At 53.6% G+C, this 24,592-nt stretch carries 8 protein-coding genes; 6 read left to right on the top strand and 2 right to left on the bottom strand.

The window, feature by feature from the left end; all coding sequences use genetic code 11:
- Nucleotides 1–57: 57 nt before the first annotated feature.
- From SH451x_RS15250 to SH451x_RS15240, 3 genes are all read left to right on the top strand, one after another.
- The gene (locus SH451x_RS15250; RefSeq protein WP_479357847.1) at nt 58–1,119 is read left to right on the top strand and encodes a TIGR03032 family protein; all 1,062 of its coding nucleotides are present in this window, start codon (nt 58–60) and stop codon (nt 1,117–1,119) included.
- A gap of 9 nt (nt 1,120–1,128) precedes the next feature.
- Entirely contained in the window at nt 1,129–12,855 is an 11,727-nt protein-coding gene (locus SH451x_RS15245) for a hypothetical protein (protein WP_479357846.1), read from the top strand.
- A 379-nt stretch (nt 12,856–13,234) separates the two neighbouring features.
- Nucleotides 13,235–19,480: a spherulation-specific family 4 protein gene (locus SH451x_RS15240; RefSeq protein ID WP_479357845.1), complete on the top strand. Its 6,246-nt coding sequence runs from the start codon at nt 13,235–13,237 to the stop codon at nt 19,478–19,480.
- Nucleotides 19,481–19,571: 91 nt separating this feature from the next.
- Here the strand turns inward: SH451x_RS15240 and SH451x_RS15235 are convergent, their stop codons facing one another.
- Nucleotides 19,572–20,954: a WD40 repeat domain-containing protein gene (locus SH451x_RS15235; RefSeq protein WP_479357844.1), complete on the bottom strand. Its 1,383-nt coding sequence runs from the start codon at nt 20,952–20,954 to the stop codon at nt 19,572–19,574.
- Nucleotides 20,955–21,435: 481 nt separating this feature from the next.
- Nucleotides 21,436–22,653 carry a ribonuclease D gene (locus tag SH451x_RS15230; RefSeq protein ID WP_479357843.1) on the bottom strand — a complete coding sequence of 406 codons (1,218 nt, stop codon included), beginning with the start codon at nt 22,651–22,653 and terminating at the stop codon, nt 21,436–21,438.
- A 145-nt stretch (nt 22,654–22,798) separates the two neighbouring features.
- Between SH451x_RS15230 and SH451x_RS15225 the strand changes: the two genes are divergently transcribed.
- From SH451x_RS15225 to SH451x_RS15215, 3 genes are read left to right on the top strand one after another with little or no spacing between them, the layout of a single operon-like run.
- Nucleotides 22,799–23,611: a (5-formylfuran-3-yl)methyl phosphate synthase gene (locus SH451x_RS15225; RefSeq protein ID WP_479357842.1), complete on the top strand. Its 813-nt coding sequence runs from the start codon at nt 22,799–22,801 to the stop codon at nt 23,609–23,611.
- Nucleotides 23,612–23,642: 31 nt separating this feature from the next.
- Nucleotides 23,643–23,915 carry a hypothetical protein gene (locus tag SH451x_RS15220; RefSeq protein ID WP_479357841.1) on the top strand — a complete coding sequence of 91 codons (273 nt, stop codon included), beginning with the start codon at nt 23,643–23,645 and terminating at the stop codon, nt 23,913–23,915.
- Entirely contained in the window at nt 23,902–24,444 is a 543-nt protein-coding gene (locus tag SH451x_RS15215) for an acyl-CoA thioesterase (protein ID WP_479357840.1), read from the top strand. Before SH451x_RS15220 ends, SH451x_RS15215 begins: the two co-directional genes overlap by 14 nt.
- Nucleotides 24,445–24,592 lie beyond the last annotated feature (148 nt).

The raw sequence follows: 24,592 nt of genomic DNA, 5'->3' as shown, positions 1-24,592 counted from the left end.
CTTGGTCAGCGATGCCCAGCAAGAACGTGTCCCAGCAATCATGAGACTTTTTTTACAATGAATAGCGCAGCGACACCTGCACTGGAAATCAACACATCTCGTCAGTTCACCAGTTGGATGAGCGAGCAACGGTTAAGCCTAGCTTTTACGACTTATCAAGCCGGAAAGTTATTCTTGTTAGGTTTGCAGCCCGATGGAAAACTCTCTGTATTTGAGCGGACGTTCAATCGGTGTTTGGGGCTTTGGGCAGATGGTCAGACGATGTGGATGTCTTCGCTCTATCAAATGTGGCGGTTCGAAAATGTGCTCGATCCAGGCCAGAGTGCAGGCGGATATGATCGACTGTACGTACCGCAGGTCGGGTACACGACCGGCGATTTGGATATTCATGATGTGGCGGTCGAAGCGAGCGGTCGTGTCGTGTTTGTCAACACATTGTTTGGTTGCTTGGCCACGCTCAGCGACACGCACAGCTTTGTTCCTTTGTGGAAGCCACCTTTTATCAGCAAGCTTGCGGCCGAAGATCGTTGTCATCTGAACGGTTTGGCGATCGAGAATGGTAAAGCCAAGTACGTCACTGCGGTGAGTCAATCCGATGTGGCCGACGGTTGGCGAGATCGCCGTCAGGATGGCGGATGTGTCATTGATGTCCCGTCCAACGAGATCATCGCGACTGGGCTATCGATGCCACATTCGCCGCGAGTTTACCGCGACAAGCTGTGGTTGCTCAATTCAGGCACCGGGCACTTTGGATTCATCGATCGCACGACCGGCGAATTTGAAGAAGTGGCTTTCTGCCCCGGTTACTTGCGAGGATTATCTTTCCAAGGTGATTTCGCCATCGTGGGGTTATCGAAATCCCGGGACAACAAAACTTTCTCTGGACTAGCGTTGGATGATAACTTGAAGTCAGGCGATGCAGAAGCAAGATGCGGGTTACAGGTCATCGACTTGAAGAGCGGCGACGTCGTTCACTGGATACGTATTGAGGGAGTGGTCACTGAACTTTACGACGTCGTTGCATTAGCAAACGTCGTCCGGCCGCAATCGCTTGGTTTCAAAACCGATGAAATCCGCCGAGTTTTAAGAATCGGTTTTGAACAATCGATCAACGGTTAGAAAATCAGCATGAAGATGGCAAAACATTTCTCGAAGTCTAGAAACCGCGCTCGTAACGACAAGCATCGAGCCAAAACTCCACACCTTCGGCGCTTGTTTATCGAACAGCTGGAGGAGCGCAAGCTACTTACGACGATCGACTTGGCGGCGCTGGTGGCAGGTCAGGGGGCGACCATCTTTGGTGCGGAAAGTTATGACAATAGCGGATTCTCGGTGAGCGGCGCGGGAGACATCAACGGGGATGGCTTCGACGACCTGCTGATCGGCGCTCGCTATGCCAATGGGCCGGGCGTCGATAATACTATTATCGGTATTGATATCGGTGCCAGTTATGTGATCTTTGGTGGCCCGTCACTGCCAACCACGGTCGATCTGGGCAACCTGGGGACCGCCGGGATCACTATCTTCGGAGCGGCCGATTTTGACCGGATCGGCAACGCGGTGAGCAGCGCGGGGGACGTGAACGGGGACGGCTTCGACGACCTACTGATCGGAGCCTCCAATTCTAATAAGAGCTACGTAGTCTTCGGCCGCGCCTCGTTGCCGACAACGATTGATCTGGGCACCCTGGGGACCACTGGGATAACCATCTTCGGAGTGGACGCTGGAGACAGGAGCGGAATTGCGACAAGTAGCGCAGGGGACGTGAACGGGGATGGCTTCGACGACATATTGATCGGCAGCTACGCCGCTGCACAAGGTAACGCGAAACCGACTGCAGGTGAGACGTACTTGATCTTTGGCGGGGCTTTACTGTCACCGACCATGCAACTGGCCAACTTGGGATCTGCTGGGATCACCATCTTCGGCGCAGATGCAGGCGACCGCAGCGGCTTTGCGGTGAGCAGCGCGGGTGACGTCAATAGCGACGGCTTCGACGATCTGCTGATCGGGGCACCGTTGGCCGATGCAGGGGGCAATGCCAGGTTAAATGCCGGCGAAAGCTACCTGATCTATGGAGCTGCTTCGCTGCCTGCTACGTTCGACCTGGGCAACCTGGGAACGGTTGGAATTTCTTTCTTCGGTGGAAGCAATTACGACAGAAGTGGCAACGCCGTCAGCGGCGCTGGGGATGTGAATGGGGATGGCTTCGACGACCTGTTAATCGGTGCCTTCGAAGCCTACGGGTCCACTGCCGTCAAATTCATGGCGGGAAGGAGCTACGTTATCTTTGGCGGTCCCTCGCTGCCGACGACGATCAACTTGGCCAACCTCGGGACGGCTGGGATCACGATCTTCGGTAGTGACTCACTTGATTCTAGCGGCAATTCGGTCAGTCGAGCGGGCGATGTGAATGGTGATGGTTTTGACGACTTGCTGATCGGTGCCTTTAAGGCCGATGCGGCGGGAAATGCCAAATCCAATGCGGGTGAAAGCTACGTGATCTTCGGCAGCGGCTCGCTGCCATCGACGATCGAACTGACCAATCTGGGAACGCCGCAAGGGGTACCTGGGATCACCATCTTCGGTGTGGACATCGGTGACCAGAGTGGATCGATAGTTAGTAACGCGGGGGACGTCAATGGAGACGGCTTTGATGACCTGCTGATCGGTGCCCCCGGAGCCGCTGCGTCGGGCAATGCAAAAAATCAGGCGGGGGAGAGCTTCCTGATCTTCGGCGGCAATTTCACCGGAGCAATCACGCATCAGGGGACTGCGGGCGGCGACACTTTGACGGGCAATGCAGCCGCTAATGTGATCAACGGTGGCCGCGACAACGATACGCTCATCGGTGGCGGCGGAGCGGATGTGCTCATCGGTGGCCAGGGCAACGACGTGTTCGCCGTGAGCGACCTCAATTTTAAACGCATCGTTGGCGGAACCGGTAGCAACACTTTGCGGCTGGATGGGAATGGGCATTCCCTGAACCTCAGCAATATTCGGGATAACCGCATCCTTGGAATCGAAACGATCGACATCACCGGCAACGGCAACAACACGCTGACAATAACTCGGCGAGAAGTGCTGAACATTTCGGACGAATCGAATACGTTACTGGTTAAAGGTGACGGCGGCGATCAGGTGATCCTGGACGGTGGTTGGATGCGAGGAGCCGATGAAGTCATCGGTGGCGTGATCTTCCGCGTTCTGAGTCAAGGAGCTGCTACAATTAAGGTACCTAATGCCGTAGCGCTGGTGTCACCGACGACAATTGATCTGGCTAAGCTAGGACCGGTTGGGGTTACCATCTTTGGCGCCGACGCTTATGACCAAAGCGGCTTTTCAATAAGCAACGCGGGGGATGTCAACGGTGACGGCTTTGACGACCTGCTCATTGGAGCACGCTATGCCGATGGTCCGGGCAACGCCAAGTTGTCTGCAGGTGACAGCTACGTGATCTTCGGTGGCCCTGCGTTGCCGACCACGATCGATCTGGGGAATCTGGGGACAGCCGGTATAACCATCTTCGGCGCGGGTGTAGCCGATTGGAGCGGCGGTTCGGTAAGTAGTGCTGGGGACGTGAATGGGGATGGATTCGACGATTTGCTGATCGGCGCTCACCAGGCGGATGCATCAGGCAACACGATATTGTACGCAGGTGACAGCTACGTGATCTTCGGCGGGGCCTCGCTGCCGCAGACCATTGATTTGGCCAATCTGGGCGCGGCCGGGGTTACCATTTTCGGTGCCGCCACGTTTGACTTCAGCGGCATTTCGGTGAGCGGCGGCGGGGACGTAAACGGGGACGGATTCGACGACCTACTGATCGGCGCCAGTCGCGCGGATGCAGCGAACAACGCAAAATCGTTGGCTGGCGACAGCTACGTGATCTTCGGCGGCCCTTCGCTGCCGACAACAATCGATCTAGCCAATCCTCTCGGGGCGGCTGGGATCACCATCCACGGCGCGGATGCAGATGACCAAAGTGGCTTTTCGGTGAGCAGCGCCGGGGACGTCAACGGTGACGGCTTCGATGACGTGCTGATCGGTGCCTACTATTCTGATTCGCTGGGCAACGTCAGATTCTCTGGAGGTGAGAGCTACGTAATTTTTGGCGGCACTTCAATGCCACCGACGATTGACCTGGCCAACCTCGGGACGGCTGGGATCATTCTCTACGGAGCGGAGGGCAGCGATCAAAGCGGTTTTTCGGTCAGCAGCGCGGGGGACGTGAACGGCGATGGTTTCGACGACGTGCTAATCGGGGCTCACTTTGCCGATGCTTTAGGCAACGCCAAGTCGTTTGCCGGTGATAGTTATTTGATCTTTGGCGGTGCCTCGCTGCCGACGACGATTGATCTGGCCAACCTGGGGATCGCCGGGATAACCATTATCGGCGCGGACACGGGAGACAGAAGCGGAGTTTCCGTCAGTAGCGCAGGGGACTTCAACGGAGACGGTTTTGACGATCTGTTCGTCGGTGCGTTCCGAGCCGCCGCGTTGGGCAACGCCAAATCCAATGCCGGTGAGGCCTACGTGATTTTTGGAGGTGCCTCGATACCGTTGACAATCGATCTAGCCAACCTGCAGACGCTTGGCACCACCATCTTCGGCGCAGACCCAGAGGACCAAAGTGGCCGCAGCGTCAGTAGCGCCGGGGACGTGAACGGGGACGGTTTTGATGATGTGCTGATCGGTGCCCCTCAAGCCGATGCGGCGGGCGATGGGAAAGATCGTGCTGGTGAGAGCTACGTGGTCTTTGGTGGTGACTTCTCGGGAGTCGTCACGCACTCTGGGACAGCAGATGATGATACGCTGACGGGTACAACAGCCGGCAACTTGATGATTGGCGCTCGTGGCAACGATACGCTCATTGGCGGTGGCGGAGCCGATGTTCTCATCGGTGGCCAAGGCGATGATGTGCTGGCTGTGAGCGATTTGAGTTTCAAACGTGTCGTGGGCGGAACCGGAAATGACACTCTTCGGCTGGATGGAAATGGGCTTACGCTGAATCCTGGCAATATTCGCGACAACCGCATCCTGGGGATCGAAACGATTGACCTTACCGGTAGCGGCAACAACACGACGATTTTTACGCAGAGAGAAGTGCTGAGCATCTCGGATGAAACGAATACACTGATGGTTCGTGGCAACAGCGGCGACCAAGTGTTATTGCCAGAGGCTGGCTGGATCCGTGGATCCGATGAAGTTATCAACTCCGTGACCTATCGCGTGTTGACCCAGGGAGCTGCCACGCTCAAAGTGGTCTATGCGATATCGCTGTTGACAACGCCAACCATCAATCTGGCCAATCTGGGAACGGCCGGAATCACTGTCTTTGGTGCGAACACGGGTGACCAAAGTGGTGTTTCAGTGAGCAGCGCTGGAGACGTGAACGGGGACGGTTTTGACGACCTGCTGATCGGTGCGTACCGTGCGGATGCACTGGGCAACGCCAAATCGTCTGCGGGCGATAGCTACGTGATCTTCGGGGGGCCCTCTCTGCCAACGACGATCGACTTAGCCAACCTAGGTAACGCCGGAGTCACTATCTTTGGTGCAGGAACCTATGACTCAAGCGGCATTTCGGTAAGCGGCGGGGGGGATGTAAACGGAGACGGATTCGACGACCTCATTATCGGCGCCCACCGTGCCGATGCGTCGAGCAACGCCAAGTCCTCTGCGGGTGACAGCTACGTGATCTTCGGCAGTGCGGCGCTGCCGCCGACGATCGATCTAGCCAACCTGGGCGCGGCCGGGGTCACCATCTTTGGAGCGGACGAGAATGACCGGAGCGGCATTTCGGTAAGCGGCGCGGGGGACGTGAACGGGGATGGCATCGACGATCTACTCATCGGAGCTTGGTTGGCAGATGCGTCGGGTAACGCGAAATCATATGCGGGCGACAGCTATGTAATCTTCGGTCATACCTCGTTGCCGACGACGATTGATCTGGCCAATCTTGGTACGGCCGGAGTGACTATCTCAGGTGCAGATGCGTTTGACTACAGCAGTCATTCCCTCAGTAGCGCCGGAGACGTAAACGGGGACGGTTTTGATGACGTGCTGATCGGTGCTTTCCGTGCCGATGCGTCGGGCAACTCTAAATCTTCGGCAGGTGACAGCTACGTGATCTTCGGCAAAGCCTCGCTGCCGACGACAATCGATCTATCCAACTTGGGTTCGGCTGGGTTCACCATCTTCGGATCGGATGCATTTGATAACAGCGGCACCTCCGTCAGCAGAGCGGGTGACGTGAACGGGGACGGTTTTGACGACCTGCTGATTAGTGCCTACAGTGCGGATGCGCTGGGCAATGCCAAATCATCTGCGGGCGATAGCTACGTGATCTTCGGCAGTGCGTCGCTGCCGCCGACTATCGATCTGGCCAACCTGGGGACGCCAGGTGGAGTACCCGGGATCACCATTTCCGGCGCAGATGCGATTGACCGAAGTGGATTTTCGGTCAGCGGTGCCGGGGATGTGAATGGCGATGGCTTCGACGACTTGCTGATCGGAGCACGCGGGGCCGATGCGGCGGGTAATGTCAAAACTTATGCAGGTGACAGTTACCTGATCTTCGGTGGTCCTTCACTGCCAACGATGATCGATCTGGCCAACTTGGGAAGCAGTGGAATCCCCATTTTCGGAGCAGACGCGAATGACCGGAGCGGCGTTTCGGTAAGCAGTGCTGGAGATGTGAACGGGGACGGCTTCGACGACCTGCTGATCGGAGCTTACTATGCCGATGCGGCAGGCAACGCGAAATACAATGCTGGTGAGAGTTACGTGATCTTCGGTCGAGACTTCAAAGCGACAATCACACATGCCGGCACAGCAAACGATGATACGCTTACAGGCAGCGCAACCGCCAATGTGATGAATGGAGGTCGCGGCAACGATAGGCTTATTGGCGGTGGCGTAGCCGATGTGCTGATCGGTGGTCAAGGTGACGATGTGCTGGCAATCAGCGACCTGTCGTTCAAACGCAACGTGGGTGGAACTGGCAATGACACATTGAGCTTGGCTGGAAGTGGACTGCACCTTAACTTGCCGACCATCCGCGACAATCGCATCCAAGGGATCGAAGCGATCGACATCACTGGCACCGGTGACAACACACTAACGCTCAGTTATCGAGACGTCCTCAATCTCTCCGACGAATCCAACACGCTGATTGTCCGCCGCAACGCAGGCGATGTCGTCAACATTGGAACCGGTTGGACTGCGATTGCGAACGAAAACATTGGTGGTCGTACCTTCATTGTCTATAGCCAGGGAATTGCCCGGCTCAAAGTTCGATCCGCGACCGTGAATCAATTACCGGTCGGTGTACCAACGATTTCAGGAACGACAACCGAAGATCAAGTACTGACCGCAGTTACCAGCGGTATCAGCGATGCTGACGGATTGGGGACATTCACTTATCAATGGCAGCGAGCTACCGATGCCGCCTTTACGACAGGCGTAGTCACTGTTGGCAGCAATGCGGCGACTTACACGTTGGGTGACGCCGATGTTGGCAGGTTCATTCGTGTCAGGGTAACGTACATCGATGGCGACTCGACGGCCGAAGGCCCGCTGACATCGACTGCGGTTGGTCCGATAGTCAATATCAATGACGCGCCTATCGGCGTGCCGACGATTGCAGGAACCGCAACCAACGGTCAAGTGCTGACCGCAGTCACCAGTGGCATCAGTGACGTCGATGGATTGGGGGCATTCACTTACCAGTGGCAGCGTGCCAACGATGCAGCGTTCACGGCCGGCGTAGTCACTGTCGGCAACAACGCGGCAAGCTACACGTTGGGAGATACCGATGTTAGTAGATTTATTCGAGTCAGAGTAACTTATAACGATGGGAATGGGACCGCCGAAGGTCCATTAGCATCAACCGTTGTCGGAAGAATTTTCAAGTCGGTTGATCTGGCCAACCCGGGGACTGCCGGGGTCACCATCTTCGGCGCCGAAGCCGGGGACCGGAGCGGCATTTCGGTGAGCCATGCTGGGGATCTTAACGGGGATGGCTTCGACGACATGATCATCAACGCCAAATCGGGCGCGGGTAAAAGTTATGTGATCTTCGGCGGAACATCGCTGCCATCGTCTATTGATCTGGCCAGGCCGGGGACGGCTGGGATCACCATCTTAGGCGCGCGAGCGGGTGGTAGAACTGGTACCTCGGTGAGCAGCGCGGGGGACGTCAACGGGGATGGCTTCGATGACCTGCTGATCGGAGCCTACCATGGCATTACGAGCTATGTAATATTCGGCGGCTCTTCGCTGCCGACGACGATCGATCTAGCCAACCTGGGGACGGCCGGAATCACTGTCTTTGGCATTGATCCTGGTGACTTTACCGGCGGTTCGGTAAGCAGCGCCGGGGACGTCAACGGGGATGGCTTCGATGACCTGATAATCGGAGGCTATGATGCCGATGCGTCGGGCAACGCCAAATCGAATGCAGGTGAGAGCTATGTGATTTTTGGCGCAGCCTCGCTGCCGACGACGATCTATCTGGCGAACCTGGGCAGCGCAGGGATCACCGTTTTTGGAGCAGATGAGAATGACTGGAGCGGTGTTTCGGTAAGCGGCGCGGGGGACGTCAACGGGGACGGTTTCGACGACCTGCTGTTCGGAGCTTTCGGTGCTGACGCGTTGGGCAACGGCAAATCGAGTGCTGGAGAAAGCTATCTGATTTTCGGCGGCCCTTCGCTGCCACAAACGATCGATCTGGCCAACTTGGGGACGACCGGGGTCACCATTTTCGGCGCTGACTCGTCCGATCAAAGCGGTATTTCAGTGAGCAGCGCTGGAGACGTGAACGGCGATGGTTTCGACGACCTGTTGATCGGCGCTCACTGGGCCGATGCGTTGGGCAACGCTAAAGTGGATGCGGGCGAGAGTTACGTGATCTTTGGGGGTGCGTCGTTACCTACGACGATCGATCTGGCCAGCCTGGGGGCGGCCGGGATTACGATCTTTGGAGCCAACACTGGTGACGCTAGCGGACACAGCGTAAGCAGAGCGGGAGACGTGAACGGGGATGGCTTCGATGACCTGCTGATCGGCGCTTACCGTGCCGCTGCATCGGATAACGCTAAAGTGGATGCGGGCGAGAGCTACGTGATCTTCGGTGGTGCGTCGCTGCCGACATCAATCGATCTGACGAACCTGGGGATCGCTGGGATCAACATCTTTGGTGCCGACGCGAATGACTTGAGCGGTCGTTCGGTGAGCAACGCGGGGGATGTAAACGGAGACGGTTTTGATGACCTGTTGATCGGTGCCCACAATGCCCATTCGGCGGACAACTCAAGATTCGCGGCAGGGGAAAGCTACGTGATCTTCGGAGGTGACTTTTCCGGGGCAACCACGCACTCGGGGACAGCCGCGACTGAAACTCTGACCGGGACCGTAGCCGCTAACGTGATCAATGGCGGACGTGGCAACGATTCACTCATTGGTGGCGGCGGAGCGGATGTGTTGATCGGTGGGCAAGGGGACGATGTGCTGACGATCAGCGATCTGACCTTCAAACGCCTCGTTGGTGGAACCGGGGTCGATATGTTGCGACTGGATGGGAGCGTGCTCTCGCTGAACCTCAGCAACATTCCGGACAACCGAATCCTGGGGATCGAGCAGATCGACCTTACCGGAAGCGGCAACCATACACTCACGCTCAACCGCCGCGAAGTCCTGAATATCTCCGACGGATATAACACGCTATTGGTCAAGGGACACGGCGGAGATCAAGTTATCCTGCCGGAAGACGGCTGGATCCGGGGATTTGATGAAGTCATTGGCGGCGTGACGTACCGTGTGCTGACAAAAGGGGCTGCCACGCTCAAGGTGGCAGAGTCCATTTCACTGCAGGTGCCGGCGACGATTGATTTGTCCACTTTGGGTACGAACGGGATCACCATCTTCGGGGCAGACGCCGGTGATGGAAGCGGACGCAGCGTGAGCAGCGCGGGGGACGTCAACGGAGATGGCTACGAAGACTTCCTGATCGGTGCCGTCGGTGCTGCTGCGTCGGGCAATGCGAAAACTCTTGCGGGTGAAAGCTACGTGATCTTTGGCGGTGCCTCTGTGTCGAGCACCATTGATCTGGCCAACCTCGGTACCGCCGGGATCACCATCTTCGGTGCGGAGCATTTTGACTTCAGTGGCATTTCGGTGAGTGGCGCGGGGGACGTCAACGGTGACGGCTTTGACGACCTGCTGATCGGTGCCAGTCATGCAGGTGCTTTGGGCAATGCCAAATTCCTTGCGGGCGAGAGCTATGTCATCTTCGGCGGTGCGTTCCTGCCGACAACGATTGATCTGAGCAACCTGGGATCAGCCGGAGTAAATATCATTGGCGCGGAGGCGGATGATCAAAGCGGTATTTCTGTAAGTGGCGCAGGGGATGTGAACGGTGATGGATTTGATGACCTTTTGATCGGTGCCTATTTGGCCAATGGTCCTGGCAATTCCAAATCGGATTCCGGCGACAGCTACGTAATCTTTGGCAGTGCCTCGCTGCCCAGCTCGATCGATCTGGCGAACCCTGGGACAGCCGGTATCACCATTTTCGGAGCGGACGCTTACGATCATAGCGGCTTTTCGGTCAGCAGCGCCGGTGACGTGAATGGCGATGGCTTTGACGATTTGCTGATAGGCGCTTACCGCGCGGCTGCGTCAGGCAATGCCAAACCTCTTGCGGGTGAAAGCTACGTAGTGTTTGGTAGTGCTTCGCTGCCAACGACGATTAACTTGGGAAGCCTGGGAACTGCCGGGATCGTAATTTTCGGCGCGGACGCTGGTGACCAGAGCGGACGTGCAGTTAGCAGCGCTGGGGACGTCAATGGCGACGGTTTTGACGATCTACTTGTTGGTGCCAACAAGGCGGCTGCGTCGGGCAACTCCAAACCAGAAGCGGGTGAAAGCTACGTCATATTTGGCGGTGCCTCGCTGCCGACAACGTTCAACCTAGCTAACCTGGGCAACGCTGGGATCACCGTCTTTGGAGCGGAAGCAAATGACAGGAGCGGCATTTCAATAAACAGCGCCGGGGATATCAACGGAGACGGCTTCGACGACCTGCTGATCGGAGCCTATTATGCCGATGCGTTGGCCAACGCTAAGAGCTTTGCTGGTGACAGCTATGTCATTTTCGGCAGTGCCTCGCTGCCTACGACGATTGATTTGGCTAACATTGGGACCTCAATTGGAATACCCGGAATCACCCTCTTTGGAGCAGACGCGGTTGACTTCAGCGGTAGTTCGGTAAGCAGCGCAGGAGACGTGAACGGAGACGGCTTTGACGACCTACTGATCGGTGCGTCCCGTGGTGCTGCGATGGGCGAAGCCAAATTAAACGCTGGGGAAAGTTACGTGGTCTATGGCAGTAACTTCACCGGAGCGATCACGCAGGCCGGCACTGCGACCGGAGAGACTCTGACGGGCACCGCATCCGTCAACATAATGATTGGTGGTCGCAGTAACGATACAATCATTGGTGGCGGCGGGGCGGATGTACTCATAGGCGGGCAAGGCGATGATGTCCTCGCAGTCAGCGACCTAAACTTCTCTAGGATCGTCGGCGGAAGCGGCATTGACACTCTGCGTCTGGATGGCAGCGGACTGCACTTAAACTTGCTCACGATACGCGACAATCGTATTGTTGATATCGAGGCGATTGACATTACCGGCAGCGGCACCAACACCCTGACACTGAGCTATCGCGAAGTGCTGAATCTTTCAAGCACCTCCAACACGCTGATCGTTCGCAGAAACGCAGGAGACACCGTCAACATCGGCAGCGGTTGGTCTCAAGGGGCCGACGAAATAGTAGGACCGGAATTATTCACAGTCTTTACTCAAGGCCAGGCGATCCTCAAAATCCAACAGACCAGCTCTACAATCGCTGCTCGTCAAGTGTTCTACAACAATGCAACTGGAGCCAACTTGAGCAGTGCCGGTGCTGCCAACAATGCCATCGATACGTCGAAGACTGCGCTGCGAACCCCCGGCGCAACATCGACGTTTGCGAACTACACTAGCTACTCGCGTGGACTCAACGGCATCATCATCGATATCGCTGACCTACCCGCTGGAGTCACCAATGCGCAGATGCTTGCGAGCCTTCAATTCTCGCATTGGAACGGCATGAGTGGGGGCGGCTTCGCTGCTTTGCCTATCGCTGCAGTGCCGACAGTGACTGTTCTCGCGGGCAGCGGAGTCGGTGGTTCCGCACGGGTGAAGATTACTTTTCCTGACAACACGCTACGGAACACTTGGTTGCGAGTGACAGTACTAGCAAATCCGACTACCGAGTTAGCGGAAAATGATGTGTTCTACTTTGGAAATGTTATCGGTGAAGTCAATACGGGAAACACAGGCACTCGTCTCCGAGTCAATGCAACCGATACAGGTGCAGTGCGCAGCAATCAATCGACGGCGAGTAATTCTGTGGGCGTGACGAATATCTATGACATCAACCGAGATGGTCGCGTCAACGCGACGGATACGGGCTTGGTTCGAAGCAACCAACAGACCGCAGGGATTGTCGCACCGCTGGTTGTTCCACTAGCAGTTGAACCTGTTGCGACTCTCGCAGTGGATGTGATTGCTGTTGCTCCGTTAGTTCTGTTCGCGAGTGAAACTCCGAACAGATTGCCCACGGAAGACGAAACTGTAAGGATTGCTATGGTTTTCGAAGCACCAAGATTAATACCACAAACTTCAAATTTTACACACCAATCGCCGACAGAACTTGCTTCCCATATCACGACAGATCTTAAAGCCGATAAGATTACTGAAGAGTATTCCATTGTAGAGATCACCGACAAATACTTTTCGACGTTTTAGCGTCACTAGCTCCGCAAGTCCGCTGGTCGTAGCGTCCAGATATGCTGGTGAGAACGTAAGGGCCAATAGGGGCTTGACTCAAGCTCTTTTCCGAACAAACTTTGCTCCTGGCAATCTTATGGTTCGGGTTTTTCAAGGGATCTATACGGTTTCCAATCCCAACCGTCCTTCCCTTGAAAAGTATCTATTCATCGCCAATACAAGGTGGTATCAACGATTGATATCGTTTAGCCCAAGGTCGTTCGGCAAGACTAGCGAGTGGAAATTACTATCTTAGTTCAACCGAGATTTATGTGCGGTGAGTGACCACGGTTGATTCAACGATTATACTGGCGGCGATCTGCTTACCTATCAGTCGGAATTTTCGAGTTTACCTGTCATGATCAAGAAGCGACAATGCGGGCGTTCTTTACGCTTTGAGTCGTTCGAGCCTAGGTGTTTGTTAGCGTTAGACACCATCGCGGGAACTGGTATTACCGCGCAGTACTTTAACGATGCCGAATTGCAGACTGCCTTTACTTCAAGGACGGAACTGGGATTCACTCAGAATTGGGGAACTGGCGCACCGGTAGCAGGGCTGAATACGGATCAATTCTCAGCTCGATTTGTCGGTCAGGTCGAAGCGGCTTTTACGGAACCGCACACGTTCACGGTTAGTGCCGAAGGTGGCGTACGACTTTGGATCAATGGCGTTAAGGAAATTGACCGTTGGAATGACTCAAGCGTTATCGATGCAACCTCGACAGTCGACTTAGTCTCCGGTCGAAAATATGATATTCAATTGGAATTTAGAGAAACGGGCGGTACGGCCAGCGTCGATCTGAAGTGGTCGAGTGCATCGCTACCAAATCAAATTCTCCCCACAGATCGCTTATTTCCGAGCGAACGCGGAACCGTTGAACGACGCGTTTGGAACTCGTTGGCGGGCAGTGACGTTTCAAACCTAACGTCGCTTACCACCTATCCCAACAGTCCCACGTCGATCACTTCGTTGACATCTCTTGAAGTTATCTCTTCAGGCAGCAACCAGTACGGCGAACTATTGATAGGAAATTTGCATCCAACGGTCACGGGCATATATCGATTTTACATCGCTGCCGATGATTCGGCCGAGCTTTGGCTCAGCAATTCTGCTGACCTATCGGGAAAGCAGCGGATTGCGATCGTGACCAGTCCTACGGCGAGCCGCGATTGGACCGCGACTCCGGGGCAACAGTCTGTGCTAATTCCGTTGGTTGCTGGTCAAACCTATGCCTTCGAAGTCCTACACAAAGAAAACACCGGTGCCGATCATGTTGCTGTCGGTTGGAAAATTCCCGGTTCCAGTGCTATCAGCGTGATCGACGGCCAGTATCTTTCACCAAGATTGCCAACGGTACGGGCCTTCTCAGATAACGTCGTCGTAACCGAAGGACAATCGACGCCTCTAAGTTTTTCAGTGGTGCGTGACAACGGTCCAACGACCAATCCGCTGGTTGTGAATTACTCACTTCGTGGGACAGCGACGGCAGGACTTGACTACACTCCTGTGTCGGGCAGTGTAATAATCCCCGCAGGTTCGGTTTCGGCTAGTGTGTTTGTTACGTCGCTGAGTGATGAACTGACGGAAGGTACGGAGACGGTAATCTTCGAAATCATCGACGGCCCAGGCTATCAAGTTGGTTTGATCAGCGAACGTCGCACTCTTGCAAACATTCAAGACCTACGCGATGCGCCAGAGGGTGGTATACAAATTACATCTGTCTCGACCCTGGGGAACTCGGTAAACTTCGGCGGTGCGTTTCAGGCGGTTTCGGCGAGCCCCTTTACCAACGTCATTCAAGCTGCGATTACAACGCAGCCGATCAGCGAGTTTGGTGCACAGCTCAAGTTCTACTACAACGCGGCAATTCAATCCGGCGATTTGCTTTGGGCAGACTTCCACGTGCGCGCTATTGGTAGCGAAGGTAAAATTACGGCCGTTTCTGAAATTTCGTCTACGCCGTTCACTAAGAGCGCGGAGCGATCTTATGCAATCTCGACGGATTGGACTCGGATTCAAATTCCTTTTGTGTCCGTAGGTTCAACCGAAGCAGGCTCGGCTACGTTCGGTTTTTTCTTGGGATCTAAAATCCAGACTTTGCAGTTTGCTGACCTCTCCGTGAGAAACTATGGACCGGCCAAGGATTTCACGCCGTCGTCCTATTACCTGAACAACATTGATGGAATGTTTGGCAATTCAAGCGTCGAGACTGTCACCGGTCAATCGTTTGCAACTTCGGTGCGCATTAACACCGTGACCACACCTGATCAGTCCTACAAGCTTCAACACGTGGGTCGAAGCTCTCAGCGCGTAGCAGCAGGAAGCAACATTCGGCTTGAGTATTATGCCCGATCCATCTCAGGTTCCAATCCTCGCATCGAAACAGTTGTCCAGCAGGCAAGTGGCTCGTACTCAGTTTTGTCGAGTGTATTGCACGTGGTTACTCCGACTTGGACGAAGTACACACTCGATGCTACCACAGCGGTAGCCTTCGATGTCAATGATCTTCAAGCGGCATTCAACGTTGGCTTTACGCCGCAATCCGTTGAGATCGCCGACATCAAATGGACGAATTTATCGGCAACGGTTAGTCTCAGTGACTTGCCGTCGACCGGACCAGCGATTTCATACCTCGGACGCAGCGGCGAAGATCCCTGGCGTACTGCTGCGAATACTCGAATCGACGACGCGCGAATGGCAGCTTTGACGGTCAATGTCGTTGATGCCCAAGGCAATCCGATCGATGGTGCAGTGGTTTCGATTCAGCAACGCCAACATGCCTTCCGTTTCGGATCTGCGATTGATGGCTTCGATGGTTTGCTAAGCCCAACCGGTGGAGCTTCAGCGATCAAGTATCAAAATGAAATCAAGCGGTTGTTCAACACCGTAACGATCGAAAACAGTCTAAAGTGGCCTTTTTACTTAGAAGATCAACAACGCGGGGTCGATGCGGCGAGGTGGGCATATGACAACAACCTCTACCTGCGCGGACACACTATTGTTTGGCCCAGCAGGCGCAATATGCCGACAAGCGTTTGGGCTCAATACGATTCGATCAACGCCAGCCAAGGCAGTGTGGCTGCCGCGAACTATCTTCGTTCGACAATTGAGGCTCGCATCCAAGATTCTGTAATGACATTCGAAGACTTGGTTGGGGAATGGGACGTTGTCAATGAACCGTTTGACAACAACGACGTTATGACCATCCTCGGTGATAACATCGTCAATGACTGGTTTGCTCAGGTTCGAGCGCTCTCCCCAAACACAGAGCGCGTCCTCAATGACTATGACATCTTTTCGAGCAATGGCGGCAACGTAGCTCATCGAGCGAACTTTGATTATTGGCTTGGCCGACTAAGATCCAATGACGGCGATGACACGAACGACTTTATCGAACGCATTGGAGAACAAAGCCACTATAGCGAACGCAACTTGACCGACATCGTAGTTTTGGGCCAACTGCTTCAAACTTACCATGATCAGTATTCGTTACCGATCGGAATTACCGAGTTTGATATTTTGAGTGGTAACCAGCAACTGCAAGCCGACTACCTTCGTGACTACCTGACTATGTCCTTCAGCCAACCCGGAGTGGATGAATTCATCCTTTGGGGATTTTGGAGTGCACGGCACTGGATTCCCGATGCGGCACTCTACAACCAAGATTTTTCGATTCGATCCCATGGTCAAGCGTACGAGGATTTAGTATTCGGAAACTGGTGGACGGATACGCGCGGGACGACTCGCAATGGTGCGGTTAGCGCAGAAGTGTTCAATGGGGATTACGAAATTACGGTGACGTTTGGTGGTCAAACAATGACCCAAACTCTCAATGGTTTCAATGCCGACGGTGCAACTACCGTGATGATGCCAGGAATCGTCTGGTCACAATCGCAGTTGACAGGAAGCGAGGGGTTGCCGACTGGTTTGACAGCGGTGTTGTCTCAAGCCCCAACTGCGGATGTTGTGGTCAGCTTTCCGTCGAATACCCAAGTTGACGTTTCTCCATCGCAGTTCACGTTTACTTCTGCCAATTGGAATGTACCCCGAGCGATCGTGCTTACTCCAATCGAAGACTTTACTATTGAAGGCACTCAAACCGTGCAGCTTTCAGCATCGGTTTCGAGTACCGATTTACAGTTTAACGCGTCGCAAGTCAGTCCGATTTCGATCCAATTCGCCGATGGGCAATCCGCATGGCCCATCGTGACGCCTGCAACATTCGCGATTACCGAGAACAGTCTTAACGGCACCGCTGTTGGTACCGTTGTCGCTAGCGACCCTGATGTTGGGCAGACTCTCACCTTTAGCATCCTTAGTGGGAACACAGGCGGTGCGTTTTCTATTAACCCGTCAACGGGTCAGATTACGGTCGCGAACAACAGTGCGATCGATTTCGAATCGATGCCAGTATTCAACCTCGTAGTGCAAGCGACCGACAACTGGACTCCATCCGCTTCCGGCATTGGGTTGATCCATGTCAACTTGCTGAATTTGCCAGAGGCAACACCGTCGGCAGTACAGTTGATATTGCCGATTTATCAGTATCCGCTTTCAGCGCCAGACGTGTTGAGTCCTTGGTGGCAACAGGTGCGAGATGCTGCCACTTCAACGACGCCGATCACGGTCATCGCCAATCCAAACAGTGGTCCCATCGCGCCGGCGCATCCAGCCTACGCAGATTGGGTCACTGGTTTAACTAGGCTTCGCGAGAACCCTAACATCAGGATACTTGGATACATCAAAACGCGGGTCTCACCTACGACAGTGGAAGTTCGCACGCCCACTGAAATTCTGACTGACGTGGCGAGTTATGGATCGAGCTACAAACATCCAATAACCGGCGCTTCGCTCATCGACGGAATTTTCCTCGATGAGATGAGCAACGAGCTAGCGAACATTGCAACCTACTCATCCGTCGCGACAGGAATTCGGGCGAGCGTCGATCTCGCGGGGCGATTTATTGTTGGGAATCCAGGGACGGCGATTCCGGCAGCATACCTTGATCAGAATACGGCGGATCTGTTCATCATTCGCGAAGGAACGCCAGAGGACCTACTGAACAACCCAGACCCGAGCTATTTAAATGCGCCGGCATACTCGTCATTCGGGTTCGGCGCGATGATTCACAGTGCAAGCGGCGTTACAATGCTCGCTCAGATGCTGCGTGAGATTAAACGCCGAGGCTTTGATTATGCGTTTGTAACTGACGATTCGGGCAGCAATCCATATGATGAATCGCCCACTTACTTTTCTACGCTCTTGAGAGACATTCATGCTCCATTCATTGTTGCCGCGTCCTACACGCTTCCGGAAAATTCAGCTGGCGGCACGATCGTAGGAACTCCATTCGCCGGAGATCCTGACGCAGGTCAAATACTCAGCTTCAGCATCACAGCTGGCAATAGTAACAGCGCATTTGAAATTAACTCTGCGACCGGCCAGATCACAGTTAATAATTCTTTAGCTTTGGATTTCGAAACGACACCAATGTTTCAATTGATGGTGCAAGTCAGTGATAATGGTATACCATCGCTCATCGACTCAGTGGCCATCACAATCAATCTCTCGAACGTAGAGGAGCCCTCAGCCAGCATAGCTAATCGACGCGTGTTCTATAACAATGCAACGGGGGCAAATCTTAGCAGCGCCGATGCGGCCAACAATGCGATCGATACTTCGAAGTCGGCACTCCGAACGCCGGGCGCGGCCTCGACGTTTGCCAACTATACGAACTACTCGCGTGGTCTCAACGGCATCATTGTTGACATCGCTGGATTACCCGTAGGGGTAACGGTCTCGCAGATGCTCGCGAGCCTTCAGTTCGCACTTTGGAACGGTATCGATGCCGTTGGCTTTGCCGCATTGCCAGTTGCTGCCGTGCCGACAGTAACACTACTTCCGGGCAGTGGCGTCGACGGCTCGGCTCGCGTCAAGATCACGTTTCCCGACAACACGCTTAAAAACATTTGGCTACGTGTGACGGTGTTAGCCAATGAGATTACCGATCTAACTGCCGATGACGTATTCTACTTTGGCAATGTCGTTGGTGAAGTCAATGCCGGCAATACATCGAGTCGACTGCGAGTCAACGCGACCGACACAGGTGCTGTCCGCAGCAATCAATCAACGGCCAGCAATTCCGTAGGAGTTACCAACATCTACGACGTTAACCGTGACGGCCGAGTCAACGCAACCGATACGGGCATCGTCCGAAGCAACCAGCAGACCGCAGGCATTGTTGCACCGCTGAGCGTTCCGCTGAACACTTTGTCCGCCAACTCTGTGTCACACAGTACTATTGGAGAAAACAGCAAGAAGCTACCGGCAACACCGCTTATACCTGCATCAGAATGGACTGCACCACCGGTTCTAGTCGGCTCCAGCGTGCCTGCGGCGCTAAGGGAATCAGCGAAGGAAAACACGGTTGAATCGGAGACGATGCCACCAGTCCCCCTGGCTTCATCACAATCGCAGCCAGCAGTTATCGTGGCGATAGAACTCAAGAGCAAATCACAGTTAGCGGATGAGCTTTCATTGCAATTGAAGAACGACATCTTCGCGAGCTTCAACGAAGAAGACTGGAGCGAATCTTTGCGGTAACAAGATGCGTTGAACTCGGATAGTCAATGCAACTGATGTATGACCTCGGGCGATTAACAATCAACTAACATTGAAGTGAGGTTGCTTTTATTCAATCGGTTACTTGCAGGACTTGTAGCGGCACTGCAGGGCCAATGGAGTGGTACGTGAGTCGACGTTTCACATCCGTTTCGAAAAGTTCAAAGTATTCACCGCTGTAAACATCAAAAGGTGGTTCGTAAAACGTAATTCGATGACTTGGCTCCAAGTCCGAACTGGATTTTCGACTGAACAGCGAGCCAAAACCGTCGCTGCTGATCAAATTGCCATTTGTTGCTACAATCCTGGAAACGAAAGGCTGATCGTTCCGGACTTTCAACACTTCCGATTCCCAGTCAAACTCGCCAATTCCTGATTTGGTGCCAACCCAAGCTATCCCACTTTGCCAGTCAACTTCCAGACAAAACAAACAACCTTGGTCCAATTGGTGCTCGTCAATGATTCCAAACGTACTCAAATCCCAGCAGATCAATTTTCCATCATAAGCAACACTTATTGCGAACTTGCTATTTGGTCCAATTCGAACATCCATACAATCGTCGTTGTGCCCGACCAACTCGCCTAACAGTTCAACTTTGGAGCCGCTCCCTACCCGCCAGACTAGCAGTCGATCGTCGCGGCTTGCAGTAATCAGGGTTTTTCTGTCTTCAGAAATTCGAATGCGAGGAATTGAGCCATGATGTTCTTGTCGCGACTGCAATAGGGTGAGCTTGTAGTTGGCAGGTGCAATGCTCTCTTTTTTCGACGTCATTTGCCAGGTGCGAAGCAGGCAATCATCACCGACCGTTGCCAGATGGGCATTATCGATCCACGCAACGCCATGCAAATCATCGTCGTGCGCAACAACATCACAAGCAAGTTGCATTTCAGGGTATTTCCATATGGCAAGTCGATTGTCGCCGCCAGCGCTTGCCAAATACGCTCCGTCCGGAGATAGTGCGAGATCAAACAACCAGTTGTCGTGGAGTTTAAAGGTTTGTCGAGCGTGTTGCCGGGCCAAGTCAACTCGATGCATTCTCCCATCACCACTACCAGTAAGAACTGCGCCGGAGTCTGCCAACACGGCTACGATTGCCCCAGGAGGGATGGGAGCAATAGCCAGTCCAGATGCAATTGGGTCAGGGAGTCGACGCTCTATCAAAAGGTCCGTTCGCCGTCTCTGTGTTTCATCGATCGCTTTGTCAGAAATTTCGTTTCCAAGCACTACCATATGTTTAATTTTGCCGCGTGCGAGCGTTATGGATTCCCACCCTTTGTCTGTGACGCGAGTTTGAAACAGATCGAGTTGAGTTAGCTCTGGAAATGATTGAATTTGGTAGGCCAGATCAGAAATCAGTTTATCGTCGATCGCTTTCCCACTGAGAAAGAGACGCTTATCGGGAGCTCGACCTTGTATTTCCGCCCATTGTCCGCCAGCGGTTGCGATGCGCTTCAACAGAGTGTCCCTTGCTCGTGTGCGCATTGTTGGCACAACTACGAAACGAACTATCAGGGCTCCAATGCAAACAAGCAGAAGCATCGAGAGCAAACTGAATTGACGACGGCGGAAAATGCTACTCGTCTCTCTTCCAGCTGCAAATGCATCTGGACTATCCACATTTGAGCGTGGAATTCCGAGTCGCGTCCCAATGCTCGTCAGAAGTTTGTTAGCCATGGCGGAAGCTCGATCGGTAACTTCAGGAATCGAAAACGCGACAAGAATTTTGCCTCAATTTTCAGATCAATTCTAAACCACGGCAGAGCGGTAAAGTTTAGTTGAGGTACAGAAATTGACGAAAAGCATATTCTATGGCTTCGTCGTACCATTTTGGCAAGAATGCTATTTCTTAAGTGTTTTAACGAACTTCGTCACGCCTTCAGAACGAAGATGCTTTATTGCGTTGCTTGCTTGGCTTAAGCCGATAACCGGGACGGGATCAATCGTGGGGTATGACTCTCAGGGGCGCTTCGCTGGCTGGGTTGTGAATGCGAAGCGATGCCTTGCCGCTTAGCAGATCGTCAAGAACGCGCCCCACGATTTCTGACCGCCATCCTTTCAACAATCCTGGAAGGTCGTCTGCATCGTCGCCAGCGTTATCGGTCAGCCGATAGCTAACAAACTCCTTTAAATCGTCCGCGGTCCCCACGATCGATGCAGAAATCTGCTTGCGTCTGCAGATGCTTGACAAAGCAGCAGCTAGGAACTGAGTCAGCATTGTTGGTGGTTGCACGCGTGAAGCACGCCCATGGATAGGCCAATTCGGTGGCTCGTCATTTTTGCTCTCTTCGATCGCTTCGGAGATCGCCTCCAGTTGAGCACGAATATTACGCTGTTCCATGCCCCGAAGTGTCGAGATTCGTTTAACGTCCGATGATCGACGCTTGGCGAGCTCCACCAGCAAGTCGTCGCGAAGTACTCGCCGAGGTGGAATGTTCTTGCGTCGACCTTCCGCGTCGCGCCACCGCCATAATGCTCGCGCAATCGTCAGCGATTGGCGTGGCAAAGACTGAATGCCTGACATCCGATACCACTGTTCATCGGTTTCGAAATTCATGAGGTCTTGCTGTCGCGTGATCGATTCTTCGCGCAGCCAGTCCATGCGACCGGTGCGAGCAAGATCGGTCGCAAGCGCGTCATAGATTGTCGGCAGATCTTTTACATCTTGTATTGCATATTTGAGCTGCTGGGATGTCAGCGGCCGCCGCCGCCAATCACTGCGAGTTTCTTCCTTGTCTAGCTGCGTGCCAACAATACGATTGACTAAGTTGCCGTACGAGATCGGATATTCGTAACCCAAGAAACCCGCGGCAAGTTGCGCGTCAAATAGACCTTCGATCATCTGCCCTGTGGCTCGAAAACAGAATAAGCATTCTTCGCGGGCGGCGTGAGCGATAATGACCTTGTTCGGATCGACCACTTGCTCCCAAAAGTTGGTAAGTGGGCCACAGGTGAATGGGTCGATGATTGCAAGCTGCGACGGCGTTGCGACTTGGATGAGGCAAAGTTCAGGCTTGTAGGTGTCTTCAGCGACAAATTCAGTGTCAAATGCGATCAGATCGACTGAGCTCAGATGCTGACAAAACTCTTCGAGCGCTCGCTCGGTTTCAATGTATAGCGGATTCACTCGGATGTAAGCTTGACTACTGCAATGCAAGGATTGTGGCTTTTGAAGTTATGTTCTTGTAATTCCGATTGTCTTTTTGCACAACTTCTAGCCTGCCAATTCGGCCCGGAATTGCGTAGATTATCCACTCGCCGCGCAGTTACAGACTTCCAAGCCGTCAAAAATTTGCAGAAAAATGGCTTTGCCTCAATCAGGTTCCGGATCGATTTCAGAGCGTTTCTTTGGACAAAATCCGTCCGTTGAGGCGGGATCCGGCCGAAATACGAGTGTCAAGCTACCACGCACTTCGGTCCTGGTGAGCGTGCAAAATGCACGTGAACTCGATGCCTTAGTCGACTATGAAATCGCGTGGATTGACCTCAAGCGACCGAGCCACGGATCGCTGGGGTGTCCGACGCCAGAGGAAATCGATCAGTTCGTCGCAGGATTTCGCCGACTCTCGCAGTCGGTTTCAGGTGCTCGATGTTCGTTGGCCGTCGGTGATTTGGAAGAGCGAGATGAGTTGGGGTTAAGGGCAGAGCAATTGCAAGAATTCTCAATTCTGAAAGTTGGCATACGGGAGCTTGGCAATCTCGAAGGCAATCTTGCGAAGCTGCGAACATGGCGTGAGGCAAGTGGATTTAGCGATCGGTGGGCGATCACTTACTATGCTGATTTGAATGGTGCCGACCTTACGCGTTGGGAAGTATTCATCGATTTGGCGGGCAGAGAACGAGTTAGTCAAGTTTTAATTGACACGTCGCTCAAGAATGGACTTTCGACACTAGCTTATCTGCCATTAGACTTGCTGAAATCGATGATAGCATCTGCCGCCGACCGCGAAATCGATGTCATGGTGGCCGGTTCGTTACGGTTAGTTGATCTGGCTCCCGTTTGGAACTGCGGAGCAAAAATTGTGGGCGTTCGTTCTGCCGTTTGTGAAAAAAATATGCGCACAAACGCACTTGATACTGGTAAACTGCGAGAATTGGCGGAATTTTGGCTTTAGCGAATCGTACGATCTATAAAGGTACCTAACCGTGTCATCGGGAAGCGATCGAGGCAAACCGTCTGGGATAATTACTCAAGGGACTCGCGTGGTTGGGGCTGTCTGTATCCCTAACGCGGACGACCAGTTTATCGAGCAATTTAATCACTGTTACGGGCCAATGAAAATGGAATGTGCGCGGCTGGATGTACCAGTCGATACGCGAGAGTTGATCGAGATCGATCGCTTTCGTATGCCTGTTTGGTTTCGTCGGATGTGGGAGCGAAACGCTTCTGCAAATACGACTACCGTTGGGTCAAGATAAATCGCGTGACGCGACTCATAAGTTTCGGATTCTGGAAAATCAGCAAGCTTTGTCAGACATCTTTCATTACCAACGGTTGGTCGAGTTTTCTGATACCGATGCGGCGGGCATTGCCCATTACACATCGTTGATACGCTACATGGAATCGGCGGAACATGCATTGCTGAGGTCATTGGGCACTTCGGTAATGGATCAAGCACGTCGGCCGGTAACACATGAGCGAGACGATTTGCAGAATGGAGCAGACTTCCATTTGTCGTGGCCGCGAGTAAATATCAATGTTGATTTTAAAGCTGCGGCTTATTTTGAAGATCTCTTGGACGTCTCGGTGTGTGTGGTACATCTTGGACGATCAAGCTTGAAGTATCGATTCGAGATATCTAGGGCCGAATCGGACCATAACCCGATCGAACTTATCGGTATCGGAGTATTTACCACCGTTTGTTGTCGGGTTGTTCCAAGCCAACCGCTGCAATCGATTGAAATTCCAAATCATCTCAGAGCTGCTTTGGAGAGATTCTGTTGTTGATTTTGAGCTTGTAGAAACACAAACGCATCAGAGCTGGCTTCGCCCAGAAGCCGGTGGCGTAATGGAAAGCTCACCCAGGTTCGACCGCGTTCTTGGCGAACGCAGCTACGGAAGAAAATTACAAGCGCATCGTAGCTGGCTTCGCCAG

The sequence above is a fragment of the Njordella aestuarii genome (assembly GCF_056494165.1).
The sequence above is the reverse complement of the archived record's forward strand: the minus strand, read 5'-3'. Positions and strand labels throughout refer to the sequence as shown.

Bases quoted from the DNA above. Each gene is read 5' to 3' on its own strand.
- SH451x_RS15245 (WP_479357846.1), top strand. From the start codon at position 1,129: ATGAAGATGGCAAAACATTTCTCGAAGTCTAGAAACCGCGCTCGTAAC.
- SH451x_RS15240 (WP_479357845.1), top strand. From the start codon at position 13,235: ATGATCAAGAAGCGACAATGCGGGCGTTCTTTACGCTTTGAGTCGTTC.
- SH451x_RS15225 (WP_479357842.1), top strand. From the start codon at position 22,799: ATGGCTTTGCCTCAATCAGGTTCCGGATCGATTTCAGAGCGTTTCTTT.
- SH451x_RS15250 (WP_479357847.1), top strand. From the start codon at position 58: ATGAATAGCGCAGCGACACCTGCACTGGAAATCAACACATCTCGTCAG.